Raw genomic sequence first — 21,053 nt, forward strand, 5'->3', positions numbered from 1 at the left:
TTATGCGTCGCCAATTACCTCTCTTAATATGGCTTCACTCACGTCACTATAAATGCCAGCTTGGCCAATAGCAGTAGGTAACACTAACCTAATTTTACCTTGTTTCACTTTTTTATCTCGCTGCATATGCTTGATAAAATGTGAAAAAGTCATCGAATCAGGTGCATCCACGGGCAAATCAAAAGCGATGAATAAAGTTCGCACTCTTTCAAGAACACTTTCTTGAATTAATCCCATTTTCACCGCCGTTTTTGCCGCTAATAGGGTTCCAGCAGCAACGGCTTCACCATGTAACCAAATGCCATAGCCCATTTCAGCTTCAATCGCATGACCAAATGTGTGTCCTAAATTTAACAAAGCACGCACAGCTTGCTCTGTTTCATCCAGTGCAACCACTTCAGCCTTAATTTCACAACAACGACCGATGGCATACTTAAGCGCTTCATCATCAAGGGCCTTTAACTCCTCAACATGACGCTCAAGCCACACAAAAAAAGTGTGATCCCAAATAATACCGTACTTAATCACCTCAGCCATTCCTGCTGCAAACTCTTTAGCAGGTAAGGTAGAAAGGCAATCTGTATCAATCAATACGAGCTTAGGTTGGTAAAAAGCCCCTATCATGTTCTTACCTAAAACATGATTAACAGCCGTCTTACCTCCAACGGAAGAATCAACTTGTGCTAATAAGGTTGTTGGAATTTGGATAAAATCGACACCACGCTGATAACAAGCCGCAGCAAATCCTGTCATATCACCAATCACACCGCCCCCCAACGCAATCAACACCGTATCTCGGCCTAAATTTTGTTGTAAAAGGGAAGTAAAAATCGCGTCCATTTGTGCCAATGTCTTATACTGCTCACCATCCGGCAAAATCACCGGCTCAACAAGCGAAGAATGGGCTAACAAAGCTTGTACTTTTTCAAGATACAAGGGCGCGATTGTTGAATTAGTCACAATCAAGACTTTTTTGTTTTCGAGATGGTGAGCAATATACTCACCATTACTCATCAAATTCCGGTCAATCACTATCGAATAACTACGCTTACCAAGCTCAACCTGAATTTGTTTTGTCATGATTTAAAAACCTAGCTGATCAATAATTTGGTTTGCGACAACTTTTGCACTCTGCTCATCGGTTTTCACGATAACATCAGCAATTTCTTCGTAAAGTGGATTACGGATCGCAGCTAAATTTTCTAAAACTTCTCTTGGATCTTCTACTTGTAACAACGGACGTCGCTTGTCACGCTGAGTACGCGCAACTTGCTTGTCAATTGTCGTTTCCAAGTACACGACTATCCCGCGAGCAGACAGATTATTTCTGATCTCCTTGCTTTGGATTGAGCCGCCTCCGGTCGCTAATACAATTCCTTGCTTTTCAGTTAAGTCAGCGACGACTTGTGTTTCACGAACGCGAAAACCATCTTCGCCCTCGACATCAAAAACCCACGCTATATCCGCACCTGTGCGGCTTTCAATCTCTTGATCTGAATCGTGGAACTCTAAGTGCAGCATCTGCGCTAGATGTCGACCAATGGTGCTTTTACCCGCGCCCATAGGTCCTACTAGAAAAATATTACGTTTTTCGGCCATTTCTTATACGTCTGAATCTTATATGAAGTTTGCCTACATCGATTTGAAAAATAAAATCGACCTTAAATGTTACCTTGCTCGCTTGAGACTTGACCACTGATTATCTCAGTTAAATAGCCTGAATGGCAAGTAGTGAAGTTAAATTCTCTTAAAAATGTTCGCCTAACTATCAATTACAATCTATAAATCAACACCTTAAATTAAGTAAATTTATACCGAAAGCGAGTACTTCTAACATGCTTAAATTGTAAAGAATGACACTTTAAGAAAAATATCAGCCTTAAGTGCAATAAACAATAAGATCCCCCTTGAAAAGTAGTGAAACTCAATCGATCAAATTATAACCACCGACAAAAGTCTTTCAATACGATAAAAGACCTAAATTCACCCTCATTGTGCAATAATTTTGGGCGTAACAAAGATAAGCAATTCCCGTCTTTCATTACTTTTTGAACTATTTCTAAAAAGAAACCCTAAATAAGGAATATCTCCTAGGATCGGTACACGACTCGAACTATTAATCATGCTTTTTTGATAAATTCCTCCTAACACAATCGTCTCACCATGATTAACCAACACTTGAGTACCAATACGTTGTGTGTCTATTGTTAGTCCTCCTTCAGTATCAAAGCTCGGCGTATCATTGGTAATCGCTAAGTCCAAAATGACTTTATTATCAGGGGTAATTTGTGGCGTCACACTAAGTGATAATACCGCTTTTTTATACGTCACAGACGTTGCACCACTTGATGTTGACTCTTCATAGGGGATTTCAACACCTTGCTCTATATAAGCCGCTTTTTGATTCGATGTAGTCAGTCTAGGACTTGAAATAATTTCAGCTTTATCTTCTTGCTCCAGCGCCGTTAACTCTAAATCTAAAATCGTCCCATCGGTTAACTTTGCCACATGAAAGGCAATACTCGTTGGATTTAATCCAATAGGATTGGCGGGTAAGTTCACATTTAACCGCTCAGCAATCGGCGGAACTTCGCCATTGGTAATTTTTTCCGCTCCCGCAATGGTTCCCGATGTTCCAGCATCACCTTGTTCGTCAGTGATCCCCCAACGGATCCCCAAGTCTTCACTCACATTATCTCTGACCGTAACGACTCTTGACTCTATTAAAACTTGTTTAATTGGAATATCAAGTACTTCAACTAAACGATGGATATTTTTCAAACTATCCTCAGTGTCTTTTAGCAATAAAGTATTGGTCCGCTCATCTACCGCAACACTGCCTCTTGGCGATAATAAACTGGACGTATCACTTTTTAATAAGGTGGCAATATCACTGGCCTTAGCATAATTAATTTGAATATATTCAGAATAAAGTGTCGACAATTGAATAATATCTTGTTTATTTTTAAGCATTTGACTTTCACGTAACGCGATTTCTTCACTGGGAGCCACTAATAAAATATTGCCTTCGATTCGCTTATCTAACCCTTTAGTCTGTAAAATCAAGTCTAATGCTTGATCCCACGGGACATCATCTAAATGCAAGGTGATATCACCTTTAACTGTGTCGGTTGTTACTAAATTAAATTGGTTATAATCTGCAATGATTTGCAGCACTTTATTGACCGCAATATTTTGAAAGTTCAACGACAAAGTTCGCCCAGTATATTTCTTCACCTCACTGCCTATACCAAGATTGACCGACTCATCAACGATAATTTTCAATAGCCGACCTTCTTGCTCGGTGCGATAACGATAATTGCCTGTCACATTAATTTTAAAACGCGTCATCTTAGGATCATTAAATGTCTCAACGTTCAGCACTGGCGTGGCAAAATCCTTGACATCTAAGGTATAAACTAAACTAGGGTCAATATCAGTATTATATAATTGCAACTCAAGCTCTGATCCTAACTGGCTAAGATTGGAGGCAATATTCTTGTTGCTAAAATATATATCAATTTCTCCCCCTCCAGTATCGGCTCGTTTAAAATCGATTTTTTCCACTTTATTAATGAAATGAGATTGGCTTTCCATGGCCATTCTCTCATCATTAATGACCAAGCGATAACGATTTCCTTTAATATGGGGCGCAAACGCTTGCATCTTTTTCAAATCAATAATGACATCAAGGCTATCGCCATACTCAACACTATTCAGGGAAACAACACCCATTTGATTAATCATCCATTGGTTTTTCTGTAGTGCTGACACACTTTTATCAAAACGCAAAAGAATTCGAGCAGGGCTCGTCTGTAAACGCGTTTCAGGTTCATTCACTAAAGGAGACTCAAAAATCAATTCCAATACAAATTGATGCACTAATTGGTTATGATATTTGACCTCCATCAAACGGTTCTGATCAGCTCCAAATACATGAAAGCTCAATAAAAATAAAATACAACCGTAAAAAAAACCTTTATTTATCATCATTATTCTTTCCCTGAAAGTGGTTTTTTCAATCTTGTTATTCACCGAGCTAATGGCGCTTTTCATCCACTAATGTCAAATGACTACTTCTATGAGTCCAACAGCCACTACCATCAGGAATAAGCTCTACAATCTCAACGTTTGTCTTTGTGATCACGGTAATTTTTCCATGATAAAGCCCTAAATAATCCCCAACCGATAAGCGATGCACTTTACCATCATGGCTTTCAATCAAGGCCCAAATCATCGCTTCTTTGGCAATATGAGGATCCGTTATGGTTCCTCGCATTTTTAAGTTATCTAAGGCATAAGTTTCGAGGTGCGCTTTTTGCCTATGTAATTCAGGCTGTAAACAATCTTTTGTCGTATCGATGACCTCTTCTGTTAATTTTCGCACGGGAAGCACATAAGGGCTGCGCATGCCTTGTCCAGAGTAATCAAAATGTTCAAATTCTGGGGTCGCTTTTAGAGGTGCAATATGTGCCGTATGTTGCTGCTTGGTTTGCTGCACAAATAGCTCTAGATCTGTCTTATCACTGCAAGCACTATTCAAAAACAATGCACAAACACTGGACGTCATCAGTGATTTTACTTTCCTCATTTTTTAGCCTTCTTTTGCTTACCTTGAACATTCGCCCCTTCTTTAAAACGATAGGTTTTTGCTAACATTTCCATTTCAAGCAATTCAGCAGTGCCCTTTTTCAGTGTAAAGTCATGTAAACTGACAATACGCGGTAATTTAGCCACACCACTGACAAAATGACCCAATTCGTGATAATCACCACTCACGGAAAGTTTGATCGGAAATTCAATATAAAAATCTTGTTGTAATTCCCCAGCCCATTCCAAGCTCTTAATTTTAAGCCCTGTATCTGTCGCAACAAAAGTAATGTCATCAATCAAACCAGGCATTTCATTTTCAGATGGCAACATCTTTAATAATTCGGCAAATTGCACCTCCATCAATGCCAGTTGTTTACGATAGTGTTCAAGGTTTGCAGCCAGTTGATATTTATTCTTAAATGACAACTTCAATTTATCTTCTTTTTTTTGCAAAACATCTAATTGATGAGTGGCATTTGAAATCACCAAAAAATAACTCCCCACAAACACACACATCGCCACAAGGAGTGCAAAAAAAACTTTCACAGCCTTAGGCCAGCTACCGACATTTTCAAAGTCGACATCTTTGAACTGATCAAAATCAATTCTCATTAACGCTCCTTAGCTGAACTCACCTTTCCATCATTTGAAGCTGCATTAACAACTGACACTTGCAAAATAAACCGTTGTAATTGCCTCGATGCTTCATCATGAACGGTAATGAGTTGCATATTGGGATCATGTAACCATTGAGACGCTTTCACTTTACGCATCATATTAGCCACATGATTATTTGACTCACTGCGTCCTTCAATCAGCAATGCCGCTCCCTTTTTTTTGATACTCGATAAATACACTCCCGCAGGCACCACTTTGACTAATTCATCTAATACTCGAGTGGGTAAATTCCTTGCTTGCTGTAAATTCAAAATGATATCAGTGCGGCGTTCAATATCTTTTTTTCGTACACGAATGGATTGAATTTCCTCTATTTGTTTATCAAGATACTGTATTTCAGAGAGTAAATAATCATTGCGGCCTTTTTGCTCTGAAATGAGACCATTAACAACCAGTAAAGAAAGGTAACTCATGAGCACAGACACTAAAAAAACCAATACAAGAACACGAACATAATCTTTTTTGCGTCGCTCCCTCGCTTCTTCACGCCAGGGTAATAAATTGATATTTGCCATAAGTTCCCTGTATCAGTTTATAGCCATAATAAATCTAGACTTTTAATTTCACTATCCCATCACAACCAAAATCAACACACGACATCACACAGTGAAGCAATCTCCCCACACCAAAGTATTCCTGTATGTTCAAATTCAATGTATGAAAAGTCATATCGATATGACTTAAAAGTGTAAACTTCTGCACAGTAAGCAACGGGTAGCATTTCTCTGCTAAGATTAAATGGGCCACTTACCATAACTCCTCAAAGCTAAACCCAAAGCAAGCATGTATTTTGGCATATGGGATTGAAGCTGCTTTTTAATCGAAGAGGACGCTGCTAAGTTTCCCACAAAAGGATCAGCAATGAATGTCTCAATATCCAAATCATTTTTTACCCTCTCCGCTAACCCTTCAATACTGGCGCAACCACCACAAAGCACAATATAATCAATTCGCTCTCTTGCACTCACCGTATAATACAGTTGTAGGATATGTTTGATTTTTTGTAATAATTGCATTTGAAAAGGGAATAAAACCTCTTCTTTGTATGATTCAGGAAGCTCTCCCATTATTTTTGCCTTTTCCGCTTTATCAAAGGTCAACCCATACGCTGACGCAATCGCTTGAGTATAAGCCTCTCCCCCTGTATCTTGGCTTCGAACAAATACGGTTTCTCCAGCCTCAAGCATTGCCAGTGTTAACATATTGGCACCAATATCTATCATAGCAGTGACATGACTATGACCCTTATTAGGTAATTGATGCTTAATGAATTCATAGGTTCTCCCTAGTGCATACCCCTCAATATCCACCACTTTCACTTCTAAATTGGCATCATCTAATGCATCGACTCGACTATCTATAGTATCGGTTCGACAAGCACTTAATAAGACTTCAACATTCCCATCCTCGATTTCTTCATTATCTAACAATTCAAAATCAATACTGATTTCATTCAAGGGATAGGGAATAAGGCTCTCAGCTTCCAATTCAATTTGAGCTTCCATTTCAGCTTCTGTTAGAGAAGCATCCATTTCAATCACTTTATTGATAACAGCAGAGCCCGATATGGCCACGGCAGCAAATTTAATTTTTTTAGGTAAGGTTCGCTTGATTAAACTCAACGCTTCAACAAGCGTTTTTAAATCTTTAACTTCTCTGTCAACCACAACACCTTTTGTCAGTGGAATCGAAGCATGCCTTATAATTTGATAATCTTGTTCTTTTTGACTTAATAAAATAGCTTTAACTTCATGGGAGCCAATATCGATCCCCACCATCAAAGGCGCTGAATGTAGCCAAGACTGAAATTTTGACCAAACTATTTTTGAAACCCATTCATTTGAAAGCCACTGTTGAGATAACATAGTCTCTATAACTCTTATTCAAAATAAGTATTTGGGCTGATTAACATAGGACGGCATAAACGGAGCAATCAGGTCGAAAGACAACTGAGCAAAAATATGAAACATTGCATTTCATGATATGCGATTAAACCCAAAAGCAGTATAAACACATATCTTTCAATGACTCTATTTGTACAAAATATTGACTCTGTTTACAATTGCTATTTTCAAATCATATCAATACACAGTAAAAATAAAGCCAAGTTTAAACGTCTTTTTACTTTTTATTTCGATAAAAAAGAACACCTTAAAAAATAGATTAACTAAAGCTTAACCCAGACTATGCGAAACTGGCATCTTCAACTACCTTAGGTATATACTACTGGGCTCATTTATCCTTGGTGGAATTATTTGGTGAAGTGGTTTAAACGTCTTACGATTGCTTTTTTTAGCTTAGCTCTATTGGGCATTATAGCGGTGACTGCAGCCTATTATTATGTGCTACCGGACCTCCCTGATGTCAATACACTTAAAACCGTTAAACTCCAAACACCACTTAGGATCTACACCAACGATGGTAAACTCATTTCCCAGTTTGGTGAAAAAAGACGTATTCCTTTGGAATTGAAAGATGTTCCAAAACCATTATTACAAGCTTTTATTGCCACCGAAGATAGCCGTTTCTATGAGCACCAAGGTATCGATCCTATTGGATTAGTCAGAGCCGCATTGGTGATGATCACCACAGGTAAAAAGAAACAAGGTGCCAGCACCATCACCATGCAAGTGGCTCGAAATTTCTTCTTGACCCGTGACAAAACCATCATTCGAAAAATTAAAGAGATTTTTATCTCCATCCATATTGAACAGCTGCTTACTAAAGATGAAATTTTAGCCTTGTATGTCAATCGTATTTACCTTGGCCAAAGGGCATACGGTGTCGGTGCGGCCGCTCAGGTCTATTATGGGAAAGATGTTGCCGACTTAACCTTACCTGAAATGGCAATGATAGCAGGCCTGCCTAAAGCACCATCGACGATGAACCCCATCACCTCGCGCACTAGGGCGCTCAGCCGCCGTAACGTCGTACTCATGCGCATGCATGATGTCGGTTACATTACAGATCAAGAATATACCAACGCTATCAAACAACCGTTAACGGCCAGTTATCATGGCGCCGAAATTGATTTTTATGCCCCCTATGTCGCAGAAATGGCGAGAGATTATTTAGTCGCTAAATTGGGTGAAGAAGAGGCCTATACCGGTGGTTATGATATTTATACCACTGTTGACTCAAAATTGCAGCGCGATGCACAACAAGCATTAAGAAATAATGTCTACGCTTATGACGAACGCCACGGTTACCGAGGCCGCACTAAAGTCTTGTGGACAGACACACCTCCGACCATAGATGATATTACTGCAAAATTGAAAAAAACCACAGCATTTCAAGGGCTACAACCCGCTGCTGTCATGGCTGTCGATGATAAAACGGCCACAGTCCTGACGGCAAAAGGAGAAAGCATTACCCTGCCTTGGGACGGGATCAAGTGGGCAAGACGTTTTATTACCAATAAAAAGCAAGGTCCAGCCCCAAAAGCCGCTACCGATGTATTAGCTATCGGCGAGCAAATATGGATCCGCAACAATGGTAATATTTGGCAGCTTTCCCAAGTACCGCTAGTATCCAGTGCAATTGTCTCCATTGAGCCCCATGATGGTGCCATCAAAGCCTTAGTGGGTGGATTCAGTTTCTTTCGCAGTCAATACAACCGCGTCACTCAAGCTAAACGTCAGTTAGGCTCGAATATCAAACCCTTTATTTACTCAGCCGCATTAGAAAAAGGCTACACGCTGGCTACACTTATCAATAATGCCCCTATTAACCAACCTGACATTCGACAAGGTATTGCCTGGCGCCCTAAAAACTCACCCGATGTTTATGGCGGTCCAACACGATTACGTTTAGGACTGGCTCAATCTATTAACGTGATGGCTGTGCGCACCATGCGCTACACCGGACTCAATAGTGCCATTAATGAATTGACAAAATTTGGTTTTGATCCCGCCGATTTACCTCATAATGAATCCTTAGCATTAGGCTCAGCATCTGTGACGCCATTACAAGTGGTCACCGCTTTTTCAACCTTCGCCAACGGTGGATATTTAGTCACCCCTTACTATATTGAACGGATAGAAACGGCAACGGGCGAAGTTATTGAACAAGCCAATCCCACCCTAGCCTGCACACCCAATGTAAAGGATACACCCAATACTGACCCTTTATTAACTGGAAATTCAAATAGTAACACGACAAATAGACCTCAAGATCAACATGATAAAACGGCTGCGGGAATAAAACAATGTGGTGGTGACAATGCCCGTTTTGCACCGCAAATCATTTCTCACCAAACAGCTTTTTTAATCTCAGATGCCCTTAAAAGTGTGATCTGGGGCGGCGGTAATTGGAGCAAAGGCACTGGGTGGAATGGTACCGCTTGGCGCGCCTCTCGCGATGTAAAGCGTCATGATATTTCAGGAAAAACAGGAACAACAAACGAATCTCGTGACACTTGGTTCAGTGGCTTTAATCCCACATTAGCAACAACCGTTTGGGTCGGGTTTGATGATCACAGTCAAGAACTCGGACGCACCAGCTGGAATAATAACGGCCCTAAAACGCAAATATTTCAAGCTGAATCAGGTGCTAAAACCGCAGGTCCTGCATGGAATGCATTTATGAAAGATGCCCTAGCGGGCACTCCTGAAATCCCCTCATCACCGCCACCGGGTATTGTTTCTGTGCGCATTGATTTAGCCACAGGAAAGCTCAGCCATAAAACGGATTATACCAGTCGATTTGAATATTTTGTCGCGGGCACTGAGCCCACTGAATACGCCACCCAATCCAGTAACGAAGGCAGCATCTTTATTGATAATTCAGCTGATGATTTATTTCAGTAACTAATCCCAAATGCCGTCTATTTCCAAGGCGGCATGTTGACTTATTGCACCGTTAATGTCGGCTAAGTACGCCTCAAACACCATGATTAGACTAATTGCTATGTTAAATGAAAAAGGTCGCAGATGATCTTTTATTCATGTTTATGTTGACTGCATGAATGATGCAAAAACGCTGTTTCACCTTTTTACAAAACAAAATCCCAACATGGATTTGAATAAGATCCTCAGCTAAAAAATTGATACCCCCGAAAGTAAAACAGCCCTCACAAAAATCAATAACACATTAATAAATAAGTAAAATAAACACATCATCAAATGCATTTAGTGAGCAGCTAAGTCTTGTATAGCAAACCATTAAACAAAGAGTTAAGCCATCATTTATTCACGCGCATAACCGCTAAAGACACCCAATCTAATGTGATACACAAGCGGTAAACAAACACACAAGAAAAACAAATAAACAACAAATAAAAAACAAAATATGTGTAAATAACTATTTGATATTAGTTAAAAAATAATAATATTATTTCCATTCAAGCTTAATCTAGATAATAACGGATTCAGTCATTTTCTCTATTTAATGAGCACAACATGAACAGCCGTTACTTATCATGCATACAGCGTGATATTTGCTTTAATAGCCAGATTGGTAATACACACAATAAAAATGGAATTTTATCAAAATGAATACCTCAGATATCACGCTACAAGGTCGTAGCCACTCCACTGCACGCGCTCCCCATGAAGTGGCCAACATGACGTTAAGCCAATGGAAAAAAGCCACTCGTTTTGACAGTGTCGATATCGGCTGGATTGTGATGAGTATCGGCATGGCAATTGGCGCAGGGATTGTCTTTTTACCTGTGCAAGTGGGCGTCATCGGACTATGGGTCTTCTTACTCTCCGCCATTATTGGCTACCCAGGCATGTATTTATTTCAAAAGCTATTCATTAACACCTTAGCAGAATCAAAAGAGTGCACCGATTATCCCGGTGTGATCAGTGGCTATTTAGGCAAGAACTGGGGTGTAACCTTAGGCGTACTCTACTTCATCATGTTGGTCATTTGGATGCTAGTGTATTCCCTGACAGTCACCAACGACAGCGCCTCCTATTTACACTCTTTTGGTGTAACCCAAGGCTACCTTAATGACAACATTTTTTATGGTTTAGGCTTAATCTGTGCGTTAGCCTTTATTGGCTCCATCGGCGAGCGATTTTTATTTAAGCTATCAGGCTTTATGGCGATCACAGTACTGGCTCTAGTCGCAGTAATGGGATTTTTATTAATCTCCCGTTGGGATATGGCCAATATTCCCGCCATGGGCACTTGGTCTGAAATGACAAAACAAGCCATTATTACCTTGCCTTTTACCTTAACCTCTATCTTGTTTATTCAATCCTTAAGTCCTATGGTCATTTCTTATCGTGCCCATGAAAAATCCATAGAGGTCGCTCGCTTTAAAGCCTTTCGCGCCATGAAAGTCGCCTTTGCGGTGCTATTTGTGTGTGTGTTTTTCTTTGCCGTATCCTTTACATTAGCCATCAGCCCTGAACAGGCACGAGAAGCCCAAAGCCAGAATATTTCAGCGTTAGCCATTATTGCCCATTACTATCCGGGCAGTTGGGCCACCATTACTGGTGTTGTGATCAATATTTTTGCTGTGGTCACCTCCTTTTTTGGCGTATTTCTCGCCTTTCAAGAAGCCTGCCGAGGGCTTGCAATGAATCTATTATTGCGCCGTTATCAAGCCGAGCAAATTAACAGTAAAAAAGTCAATCACGCCATTACCGTGTTTATTATTCTGTTTGCTTGGGGCATTATCACCTTAAATGCACCGATCTTATCGCTCACCTCTATTTCCAGTCCTGTTTTTGGTCTCGTCGGTTGTCTCATTCCGGCCTACTTAGTATATAAAATGCCCGCTTTGGCTAAGTACAAAGGCCCAGCCACTTGGTTTATCATCATAATAGGGGTTTTGTTGTGTATCTCGCCCTTATTAGCCTTTTTGTAATTCGCCGATAATATTGATAAGCCCAATATTGATGAGCCATCTATCGAAATAAAAAGATAGAAATAAAAAGATAGAAACAAAAAAGACGCTTAAATGCGTCTTTTCTGATCTATGGCCTATGACTTTTGACCTATGGAAGAATAGCCACTTATAAACGACTCACATCCACTTTCAAGGTCTCTAAATGTGCACTGATAGAGGATGTTTCATAACGATCAGCACGCCCGCCTAAATGTTTAGCAAAAAACTGCTCCATGGCCACCACATAGGCCAGCTTATTGGCCCGCTTTGAAAAACCATGACCTTCATCTTTCGCTAAAATGTATTCCACTGGCAAAGATTGTTTAAACATAACTTTAGCAATATTATCAGATTCTTGCTGCGTGACTCTAGGATCGTTCGCCCCCTGCACTAACAGTAGCGGCGTCTTGATGCGCTCCACAAATTCAATGGGTGAACGCGCTAGCATATCTTCTCTATCGCCTTCTATTAAAGGATCGCCCACCGCATTATAAAAACGAGCGAGAAAAGGACGATAACGCTCTGGGAATGATTCAAGTAAGGTAATTAAACTTGAAGGCCCCACATAAGACACCGATGCTTGATATAAATCAGGGGTAAAAGTGATCCCCGCTAATGCCGCGTAGCCACCATAAGATCCCCCCATAATCCCCACACGCTGCTTATCCGCAATACCTGCATCAATTAAAAATTGCACGCCATCGGTTAGGTCATTCTGCATCCCTCCTGTGCCCCAATGCTTATTGCCTAGGTTTAAGAATTGCTTACCAAAGCCTGTGGATGCGCGAAAGTTAGGTTGCAGTACCGCATAGCCTCGATTAGCCAATAATTGTGCGACTGGATGAAAATAGCCTGATGATAAGCGCCAGTAATCCCGTGCCCAAGGGCCACCATGAGGTAAAATAATCGTGGGTAATTGTTGGGCCTTGCCTTTGGGTAACGTCAAGTAAGCTTGAATAGTGACACCATCACGGGCTTGATAAGTAATGGATTGTCGTTGAGATAACAGCTCTGGTGCAATGGCAGGCTTGATTTTCAATAACACACTCACTTTTTCTGTGTTCGCGTTGTAACGATAATCACTGCCCAGATCCACATCACTGCCCACATTCAATTGCCATAAACCTGTTTTCTCATCAAGAGAATGAATGGATATTTCGACATCTCGATTAAAATGCCCATTAATCTTATCCCAATGATGCGCAAAGCTCTTATTCAATGAGTAAGTACGCAGGCGACCGCCATAATAAGACACCGCAACGGGTACGCCATGTTCATTAAATGTCACATCATAGACATCTGACTCATTTAAAGGATCGTGATGCAGCGTGGTTAACTTACCCGTATCGAGTGCCACACGAATAAGCTGCAGCTTATCTCGGCCATCGATGTTCGCACCGATATACGCAAATCCAGTTTTTTCATCAAGGCCATATAAGTCAATTTGCTCGCCAAATTTTGTGGTTATCAATGCCTGCCAATCACCTCCTGATTGAATATAAAGCGTTGCGGTATTATTCGGGTTTGCCCCCACTCCCACAACAGGTAAACCTTGCCCGTTCACTTCCACTGCGCCTAACCCTAAGTTATTAATAAAAACAGGACTTATTGTCTGAGTATTCACATTCAAGTGATACAAGTCAGATCGAGCTGCATTATCCTGATTAGACATGACAACCAAGGTATCAGGCTTATCTTTCACTTGCCCAATAAAATCATATCTTGCTTGATCATTTTTCGTTAACGCTTTAATGGCGACTTGTGGCATGACCGACGGCGCCTCAGCCTTGCCATCACTAAAGATCAGTTGATAAAGTTGAGTATTCTCATTACCCTCACTGTCTTTTAAAAAAAACAGCTCATTTTCCTGTATTGACCAATGAAACTCACGAATAGGATCCTTTGATTGAGTAACATGGAAAGCCGTTTCTAAGCTAGCGCCCGCACGCATCAGATAAATATTATTACTGCCTTGATATTCTTTGAAAAAAGCTAACCATTGACCATCTTTCGAACTTTTAAGTCCACTGACGGCTTGCTCATTAAAAAAGTGCGCCATAGGAATAAGCGCAACCTCAGTCTCTTGCTGCACACTTATCTTATCTACACTAATCTTATCTAGAGTCATCGTATCTAATGCACTGTCTTGCGCGCATCCTGTAAGCCATGAACAGAGCACACTCAAGCCGAGTACCCCCCCTATCATCCCTTTTTTTATTTTCAACATTTCCTTTATTCCTATTAGTTGCTGATTTGACTCAATCATCTTGAACTAGATTTCGATACAAATCATAATACAGAAAATAATTATTGTAAAACAATAATTATTTATCATTTAACACTAATAACAAACCATGCTATATTGACTGCATCATCAAAAAAAACTATTGAGATATGAATACCAACACTGATCATAAAAGCAATCAAAACAGCAAGGTAAACACTAATAGCAACATGAGAAAACTGATGAAGATCAGTGGGGTCATTCGAGTCTTAATCATATTGGCAGCGGTGGGGTTATTTGTTTTTTTAGGCTATAGCTATATAGACAGTGATGAGCTGCGCCTAGGCAGTAACCACCTTTTTAATATGCTTTGGTCACATGAGGGAGCAAGCCGAGGCATGTTATTCGCCATACAATTACCCCTGTTATTCGCATTGGTATTTGGGGTATTTTGGATGCAAAAACTGCTCAGCTATTTTCAACAAGGGCAATTTTTCAGTAGCCGGACCATGAGCTGTTATTTATGGTTAATTTGGATAAAAATAGCCAGTTTCATCTATAAATTTCTTCAACCGTTAATCATTCAGCACTATCATTCTATTCTTGAGCAACAACAGGCGTTACACTTAGTAGGCCACTTCCCGCTAGAGCTAGAATTGAGTTTTGATAACATCACCACCTTACTGCTCATGCTAGTGATTGCTTATTTATTAAAGGCCGCTAAAGACATCGAAGCCGAAAACAAGGCATTTATTTAACCGCAGCGCACGGGTTTATCACGCACCATGGAAATCATTGTTAATTTAGACGTCATGATGGCGATTCGAAAAGTCAGCTCAAAAGAGCTGGCCAAAGCCATTGGGATCACCGAAGCCAACCTGTCTTTACTTAAAAGAGGCAAAGTCAAAGGGGTGCGTTTCGAAACCTTGGCCACTATCTGCCACTACTTAAATTGCCAACCCGGCGATATTTTAGAATTTAGGGGCGATAACACCCCCCAAGACGAATAGGCTCAAAAAAGGACGCATTGAAGCTTTGATCTAGGCAGCAATTGAAAGGCACTAATTATAATCAGTATCTACCGTACCGCGCGGCAATGAATGGATATTATCGACGCTGGTATAAAGTGAACGTAAGAGAAAAATAATCAATGACTCCTACCAGTGATAATCCTTGTTTATCGCTGGTAGGGATGCGCCTTTTTGCATCAAATACTTAACAATGATAACTTTGCGGTATTAAGTGAGCAGCCAAGTCCAACAAGCGATTTATGCCCTGCAAACAGCGCAATGCATAAATACTAAGACGTTAGTTTCACGGAGGAAGAATGAAGAAGTCATCGCTTTTTTACATAGGATTAAGTTTTATATTGTTTGGAGCGCCGATATATTTTTTTAAAGGAGCAATAGCTTGTGAAATAGCTAGCCCGTTAGGATATAAGGAAGTGCTTCCGAATGTATTTGTTGCTAAAGATGATTCTAGAGATGTACAAGATTTAGAGTTTTTGAGCTTAGGAGCTCTGAGAGTGAGCGATATGTTCGGTGAGATGATTGCTGTACCTATCATGATTTTAACTTCTGATAAGAATGAGTCTGATAATTTTTTTGCCTCTGAGACTGCGACTTCCCATTTTAGTCCCTTTAATAATTGCTTAGTTATAGGGCCTAAAGGACATAATACAGACGTGGTTGCCCACGAGTTGGTTCACGCTGAAATATATTCGCGTCTTGGTTGGCTGTCGCAACTTTTAAAAATGCCTAGATGGTTTGAAGAAGGTGTTTCTTTAATAGTTGACTTCAGGGAGCCCTTCTTACCTGAGAATATCTCAATGAATGAAGAAGAAGTAGAGGCAGTTAAAAAACTCTTTTATGGTCATCAATTTTATAATGAAAATACGTTCAATAATTATAGATCAGCAAGATTAGCAGTTGAATCGGTTGATAAAAGTGGGTTTTATGCAAACCTTGAAAGTATGAAACAAGGAGAGAGTTTTGATGATGTGTTTGGCATGTGAAACTAATTGGGTAGCTAGAGGTATCTAACCTCCAGCCCCCACACCACCCTGCATGCGGCTCCGTACAGGGCGGTTCATTTAGCAAAAAATCTGAAAAAACGGTATGCCAATAGTAAGTGAATTTCACCACTTTGATGGTTGGATTGATTAGATGGCTTAATTTAGTTTTATCCACACTTTTTGTTGAATGAGTTAGGTTAAAGCAAATGGGTGGTCGTATCTACGATCCGAATTTGGGCCGTTTCCTGCAAGCCGCCCCCTTCTTGATAAAAAAAAGTCAGGCACCGAAGAACCTGCTGAACTACAACCGCTACAGTTATGTGCTGACCTATTCAAATAGAACTGGCCGCTGACCTATACGGATCCCAGTGGGTACTTTTTTAAAGCATTAACGAAAGCGGCAGGTTTTGGGCTCGCAGGCATTGAAGGCGCGTATGTTTCTCACAAATCCCATGAACTTATCGCCAACAGCCAAACATTAACATCGATAACTGTTGCCGCCGTTGGTGTTGTGACTACTGCATTTTGTGGCCCTTGTAGTATTGGATTTACGGCATTAGCATCAGCAAATTTAACTTATTATCGCACAGGAAGTATGCGAGCCTCCTTGACATCAGGTGCCATTACAGGGGCGATGTCAGCAGTATTTTATGGTATAGGTGAAGCCTTTACTATTCAAAACTGTGCGGCTTGCTATACCATGGAAGCAGGTAAACAAGTATTAACAACAGGTGCAAGAGTGGCAAAAACCATTGCACATGGCATGGCTGGCGGAGTGATCGCCGCCGCTCAAGGTGGTAATTTTGGCAGTGCCTTTATGGCTGCTGGGATCAGCCAAGCTTTTGCACCGAACATTGACGGCATGGGTGAGCAAGGTGTTAGCTTTGATTTTGGGCGCACGGCCGCGTCAGCCGTTCTCGGCGGTACAGCTTCGATGATAAGCGGTGGGAAGTTCGCTAATGGCGCGATCACGGCAGCCTTTGCACGGATATTTAATGATGGGATGCACGCTGCAAAGCAAAGAAAAATAGTGATCGACTCAACTAATGATGCACTAGATCACTATATAACAGGAAATGGAGAAACAGCAGAACTTGGACCAAATACAAAATCAGCGATAATGAATAGTGATGACCAACTATATCGTTTAGATCGTATACGTACAGGAAAAACTTCCTCAAATAAGGGAAACTATAGCGTAGATCTAGAATTCGATAGCTGGGATAATTACCACGTTGGTAATACACGGATTGACTATTCAACACAGTGTGCGGGCTCTACTTGCTCCACAACTTTTACAAGCGGTCAAGATGGGTTTTGGGATCCAATTTATGACAGTGATGGCTATGGCCCACAAGGTGAATTTGGCACTCCATTCAAATATAAGTCATTTCAATGGACTGAAGTTTACCCTAAACCATAAGGAAAAATGTTTATGTGGTTTTTATCAATCCCATTTTTAGGATTAATATCTTTAAGTATATTAGCCTCTGTTTTTGTTTATTTATTTGAATATCGTAAACATAAACAACCTAGCTTACTGAAATTAACCTTAACCAATTTCATCATTATTTATATTTTAATTGTGAGTTGTTCATTTTTTTATGATATTTACCTAACTCAAAAACTAGCGAATTTGGATCTTAATGGGGATGGTTTTTTTTCAGGAATAGAAATAACCAATGAGCAAATCCTATACATGGACAAAGTAACCCATGATACAGGAAGGAAACTAGCCCCATTAACTGGTCTTTTTCTTTCCTTTTTTCAATCTCTCATCTTTTTTATATTTATTTCAATAAGAAATAAAGTTCTGAAAAGAAAAGATCACTGAACATAACCTAGCGTTGTAACCACGCTAGGTTATAGCCATTGATAAAACTATAAATGCAGTCATCGGTGACATTATGTCTAGGCTCACAGGGGGTTCTCTTTATAAACAGATTGGGCCAATGGTGCAGTGACAGCAGCATTTTCTTCGGTAATAAGAAATGATTGGAGTGAAAGCAGTAACTCGATAACAACATCATCGTCTTCCTCTATATCAATCTTCACTAAAGGAGGTAGTCAAATCACACTCAATACCAGCGACTTGACCGAATCAGACTTTATCAGAACACAAGGCCAACTAGCAGATTTAAGAAGTGATGGCAGTATTTCACAAGATTCCTTGACTAAAGCCATGTTGCAACTGTCCAATGCCGCCGCACAACACTCGATCCATTTACCCGATGTCGGCGCAGCCAGAATGAATATTCTTGGCCATCACAACCAAACCCAAGTCGCCAAGATTGCAGCGGCGGTGACATTGCCCATTGTAGGAAGTCAAGTTGTTGGTGCTTTTGGTGTTAATGCCATAATTGACACGTATGGAATCATCAGCGCTGGTCATGCGGGATATAATTTAGCTTCAGGTAATGGTGGTTATGGAGATCTGATGACCCTTGGATTTTTCGGATATGGAAATTATATATTTAAAATGACTAATCATAGTGTTGGTATGAATATCTTCAATACTATAAAATCAGAGACAGTCACTTGCGCAGCTCAGCAAGGCTATATTTGTGGCAACTAATACGAATTTATCAATATGAAAAAAACAGAATACTATGAAGACAAGTTACTACTCAATGGGGTCGTGATCATCGTTGCCTACTTGTCTATATTAATCGCAGCTTTCAAGTATATATTTGATTTAGCCAATATCCATAATCAACAAATACAAATTGTTCTGTTATCTATTATTTCATTTATTATAATGAGTACATCAGTTTTTAAATCAAGTTCAAATGATGTAGTAAAGGATAAATTAACTTTTTCTATTGTTTATTTCTTCGGAGTGGGTCTATTTGCCATGACAATCATAGATAAACCCGATTACCTCTCTGAGAATATGTCTAAAGGTATATTTTTTGGCTATATATTTCTCTTGTACATAGTCATTGCTGGACTCAAACAATTCGAAGAACGACACAAGATCACAAAAATGTTCGACGATGATGATTGACATTGAATAAAAGACACTTACATTAGGCTTCGCTGCTGGCAATATGACAGCAGCGTTTAATGGGTATTCAGTCTTTTTTAAACGATAATCCCAAAAATTAAAACAGAATGTCTTAATCTGCCGACCACATAATAAACAATGACATAAAAACAACCCCTTCAATACCGTAAAATCAGAGGTCGCGATTTTTCAACAGCGAGGGCGCAGCTCAGCAAGGTTATATTTGTGGCGATTAGATCCGTTTAAAGAGGTAATAGACATGAATAATAAAGCCTGGAAACAACCATAGCCAGCCATTATAAATCAATAAGATATCTAACATTTTATAAGAGATCAACGCGCTGAGCCTATCAAATTATGATCTGAGCTGCTTTGAACATTGTCACTGATAATAATCTCGGAAAATGAAGTGATATCGGCGAAACGAGTGAGTTTTAAGATGTTGGATTACGACTCAGTTGATTAACTAAGGTGAGTGCTCGTAAGGTAATAGGCTGGGGGCTAGCCTACTGGCATAAACTGACAACACTTTGAAAAGTGCCGTCGTCGTTTATCTAAATGTTCACAGTAACGGCTTAGCTCTTGTAGCGTACCAACAGGACCATGAAACAATAATCCAAACTCTGTGATGATTTTTAGCCAATTTTCAGCGGGTATATTGAGTCTATTCAATATCTGCTCTGCATTCGAAGATATCGCCCCTCGCTTGTTATCTCGAATAATTCGGCCTGTTTCATCTACGAGTTCAAGGTAGCTCTTTAATTCAAAAGTAATACCTTTGGGTTGATGTTTTTTCTTATTACCAATAAAAGGCAACAACTGCTTAGGCTGCTTACCCGTTAACGCAGCTTCAATACGTAACTTTAAACTTGTATACTCCGATTGCTCTGGCGTACTCGCCATTTTTGCACGGATAGGGTTCAGTTCAACATAGGCCATACAAGCAAGAACCGCAGCTTCATCTAATAATGCTTGGCTTTTAAAGCGTCCTTCCCAAAAGTGGCCTGTACAATTATCCTCAGCATTGGCCTGTCTCGCTATCGGCTCATTCAGACATCTCATAAACCAACTAATATCACAGAGCCGTGAACGGTAAATAGCAATTTGATGTTTTAACTGAGCCACTTGGTATTCATCAACAACTTCACCTTTGGCAAACTTTTGAGTAATCTCGGTACCGTTAAATAACTGGTGCCACTGCTCAACAATGTTTCTATCTGACCAGTTATTAACTTTGTCTAAATCAATATAAAGCACCACATGTAAATGATTACTCATCACTGCATAAGCCGCGACATCAATGGCAAAGACTTCAGTTAACTTAAGGAGTTGAGATTCAACCCAGCCCCGACGATGATCATAGTTTTTCCCTGTATATTTATCCTCACCACACAAATAAGCACGTCGCACTACACGGCTACAACAATGATAATATGGCGTGGCTTCAATACTAATTAAACTTCTTCTAGGACGTGGCATAACAAGCTCCCTCTAGTGCTCGTCAATTAAGCTTAGTAGGAAGGTCTAAACTATGCCATTAATAATGGCTGTCTTTGTCTACCTTTGTCTACCTTTTTGTCTACCTTTGTCTACCTTTTTGTCTACCTTTGTCTACCTTGTAGCGGTCAACTAAAATTGGCCACGATCTTAGAGTTTAACCAAAACAACCGTTCTGATTCATTTGGTGTCAGCC

General features: G+C 40.1%; 18 protein-coding genes. 9 read left to right on the forward strand and 9 right to left on the reverse strand.

Annotation, left to right across the window (positions count from 1 at the left end; all coding sequences use genetic code 11):
* The 7 genes from aroB to Q0779_RS20650 form a co-directional block, all read right to left on the reverse strand.
* Window positions 1-1,080, reverse strand: coding sequence for a 3-dehydroquinate synthase (gene aroB / locus Q0779_RS20620; RefSeq protein ID WP_298775572.1), 1,080 nt, complete (start codon window positions 1,078-1,080; stop codon window positions 1-3).
* 3 nt (window positions 1,081-1,083) lie between these two features.
* Window positions 1,084-1,599: a shikimate kinase AroK gene (aroK, locus tag Q0779_RS20625; RefSeq protein WP_298775573.1), complete on the reverse strand. Its 516-nt coding sequence runs from the start codon at window positions 1,597-1,599 to the stop codon at window positions 1,084-1,086.
* A 390-nt stretch (window positions 1,600-1,989) separates the two neighbouring features.
* Window positions 1,990-3,993 carry a type IV pilus secretin PilQ gene (locus Q0779_RS20630; protein WP_298775575.1) on the reverse strand — a complete coding sequence of 668 codons (2,004 nt, stop codon included), beginning with the start codon at window positions 3,991-3,993 and terminating at the stop codon, window positions 1,990-1,992.
* Between the two features lie 46 nt (window positions 3,994-4,039).
* A complete protein-coding gene (locus Q0779_RS20635; RefSeq protein ID WP_298775592.1) occupies window positions 4,040-4,570 on the reverse strand; it encodes a pilus assembly protein PilP in 531 nt (176 codons plus the stop codon).
* A gap of 17 nt (window positions 4,571-4,587) precedes the next feature.
* Window positions 4,588-5,205, reverse strand: coding sequence for a type 4a pilus biogenesis protein PilO (locus Q0779_RS20640; protein ID WP_298775576.1), 618 nt, complete (start codon window positions 5,203-5,205; stop codon window positions 4,588-4,590).
* Complete coding sequence (locus Q0779_RS20645) at window positions 5,205-5,786, reverse strand: PilN domain-containing protein (RefSeq protein WP_298775577.1); 582 nt, start codon at window positions 5,784-5,786, stop codon at window positions 5,205-5,207. Before Q0779_RS20645 ends, Q0779_RS20640 begins: the two co-directional genes overlap by 1 nt.
* 219 nt (window positions 5,787-6,005) lie before the next feature.
* Window positions 6,006-7,049, reverse strand: coding sequence for a pilus assembly protein PilM (locus Q0779_RS20650; RefSeq protein ID WP_298775593.1), 1,044 nt, complete (start codon window positions 7,047-7,049; stop codon window positions 6,006-6,008).
* A gap of 480 nt (window positions 7,050-7,529) precedes the next feature.
* Here Q0779_RS20650 and Q0779_RS20655 point away from each other — a divergent pair, with 480 nt between their 5' ends.
* Together Q0779_RS20655 and Q0779_RS20660 are read left to right on the forward strand one after the other, a co-directional pair.
* Complete coding sequence (locus Q0779_RS20655; protein ID WP_298775578.1) at window positions 7,530-10,079, forward strand: penicillin-binding protein 1A; 2,550 nt, start codon at window positions 7,530-7,532, stop codon at window positions 10,077-10,079.
* Between the two features lie 755 nt (window positions 10,080-10,834).
* A complete protein-coding gene (locus tag Q0779_RS20660; protein WP_298775594.1) occupies window positions 10,835-12,094 on the forward strand; it encodes a hypothetical protein in 1,260 nt (419 codons plus the stop codon).
* A 148-nt stretch (window positions 12,095-12,242) separates the two neighbouring features.
* Here Q0779_RS20660 and Q0779_RS20665 read toward each other — a convergent pair whose 3' ends face one another.
* Window positions 12,243-14,342 (reverse strand): S9 family peptidase, encoded by a 2,100-nt coding sequence (locus Q0779_RS20665; RefSeq protein WP_298775580.1) that lies wholly within the window; start codon window positions 14,340-14,342, stop codon window positions 12,243-12,245.
* Window positions 14,343-14,581: 239 nt separating this feature from the next.
* On the opposite strand from Q0779_RS20665, the gene Q0779_RS20670 reads away from it, so the two are divergent.
* From Q0779_RS20670 to Q0779_RS20700, 7 genes are all read left to right on the forward strand, one after another.
* The gene (locus tag Q0779_RS20670) at window positions 14,582-15,097 is read left to right on the forward strand and encodes a DUF2975 domain-containing protein (RefSeq protein ID WP_298775582.1); all 516 of its coding nucleotides are present in this window, start codon (window positions 14,582-14,584) and stop codon (window positions 15,095-15,097) included.
* Between the two features lie 27 nt (window positions 15,098-15,124).
* Complete coding sequence (locus Q0779_RS20675; protein ID WP_298775583.1) at window positions 15,125-15,349, forward strand: helix-turn-helix transcriptional regulator; 225 nt, start codon at window positions 15,125-15,127, stop codon at window positions 15,347-15,349.
* 317 nt (window positions 15,350-15,666) lie between these two features.
* On the forward strand, window positions 15,667-16,353 hold the full coding sequence (locus Q0779_RS20680; protein WP_298775585.1) for a hypothetical protein: 687 nt from the start codon (window positions 15,667-15,669) through the stop codon (window positions 16,351-16,353).
* A 206-nt stretch (window positions 16,354-16,559) separates the two neighbouring features.
* Window positions 16,560-16,706, forward strand: coding sequence for a hypothetical protein (locus tag Q0779_RS20685; RefSeq protein ID WP_298775586.1), 147 nt, complete (start codon window positions 16,560-16,562; stop codon window positions 16,704-16,706).
* Between the two features lie 158 nt (window positions 16,707-16,864).
* Window positions 16,865-17,776, forward strand: coding sequence for a hypothetical protein (locus Q0779_RS20690; RefSeq protein WP_298775587.1), 912 nt, complete (start codon window positions 16,865-16,867; stop codon window positions 17,774-17,776).
* A gap of 12 nt (window positions 17,777-17,788) precedes the next feature.
* Window positions 17,789-18,187 carry a hypothetical protein gene (locus Q0779_RS20695; RefSeq protein ID WP_298775588.1) on the forward strand — a complete coding sequence of 133 codons (399 nt, stop codon included), beginning with the start codon at window positions 17,789-17,791 and terminating at the stop codon, window positions 18,185-18,187.
* A 126-nt stretch (window positions 18,188-18,313) separates the two neighbouring features.
* The gene (locus Q0779_RS20700) at window positions 18,314-18,928 is read left to right on the forward strand and encodes a hypothetical protein (protein ID WP_298775589.1); all 615 of its coding nucleotides are present in this window, start codon (window positions 18,314-18,316) and stop codon (window positions 18,926-18,928) included.
* 933 nt (window positions 18,929-19,861) lie between these two features.
* On the opposite strand, the gene Q0779_RS20705 is transcribed toward Q0779_RS20700, so the two are convergent.
* Complete coding sequence (locus Q0779_RS20705; protein WP_298775591.1) at window positions 19,862-20,839, reverse strand: transposase; 978 nt, start codon at window positions 20,837-20,839, stop codon at window positions 19,862-19,864.
* Between the last annotated feature and the right edge of the window lie 214 nt (window positions 20,840-21,053).

Source organism: uncultured Shewanella sp. (genome assembly GCF_947491715.1).
Taxonomy (GTDB): domain Bacteria; phylum Pseudomonadota; class Gammaproteobacteria; order Enterobacterales; family Shewanellaceae; genus Shewanella.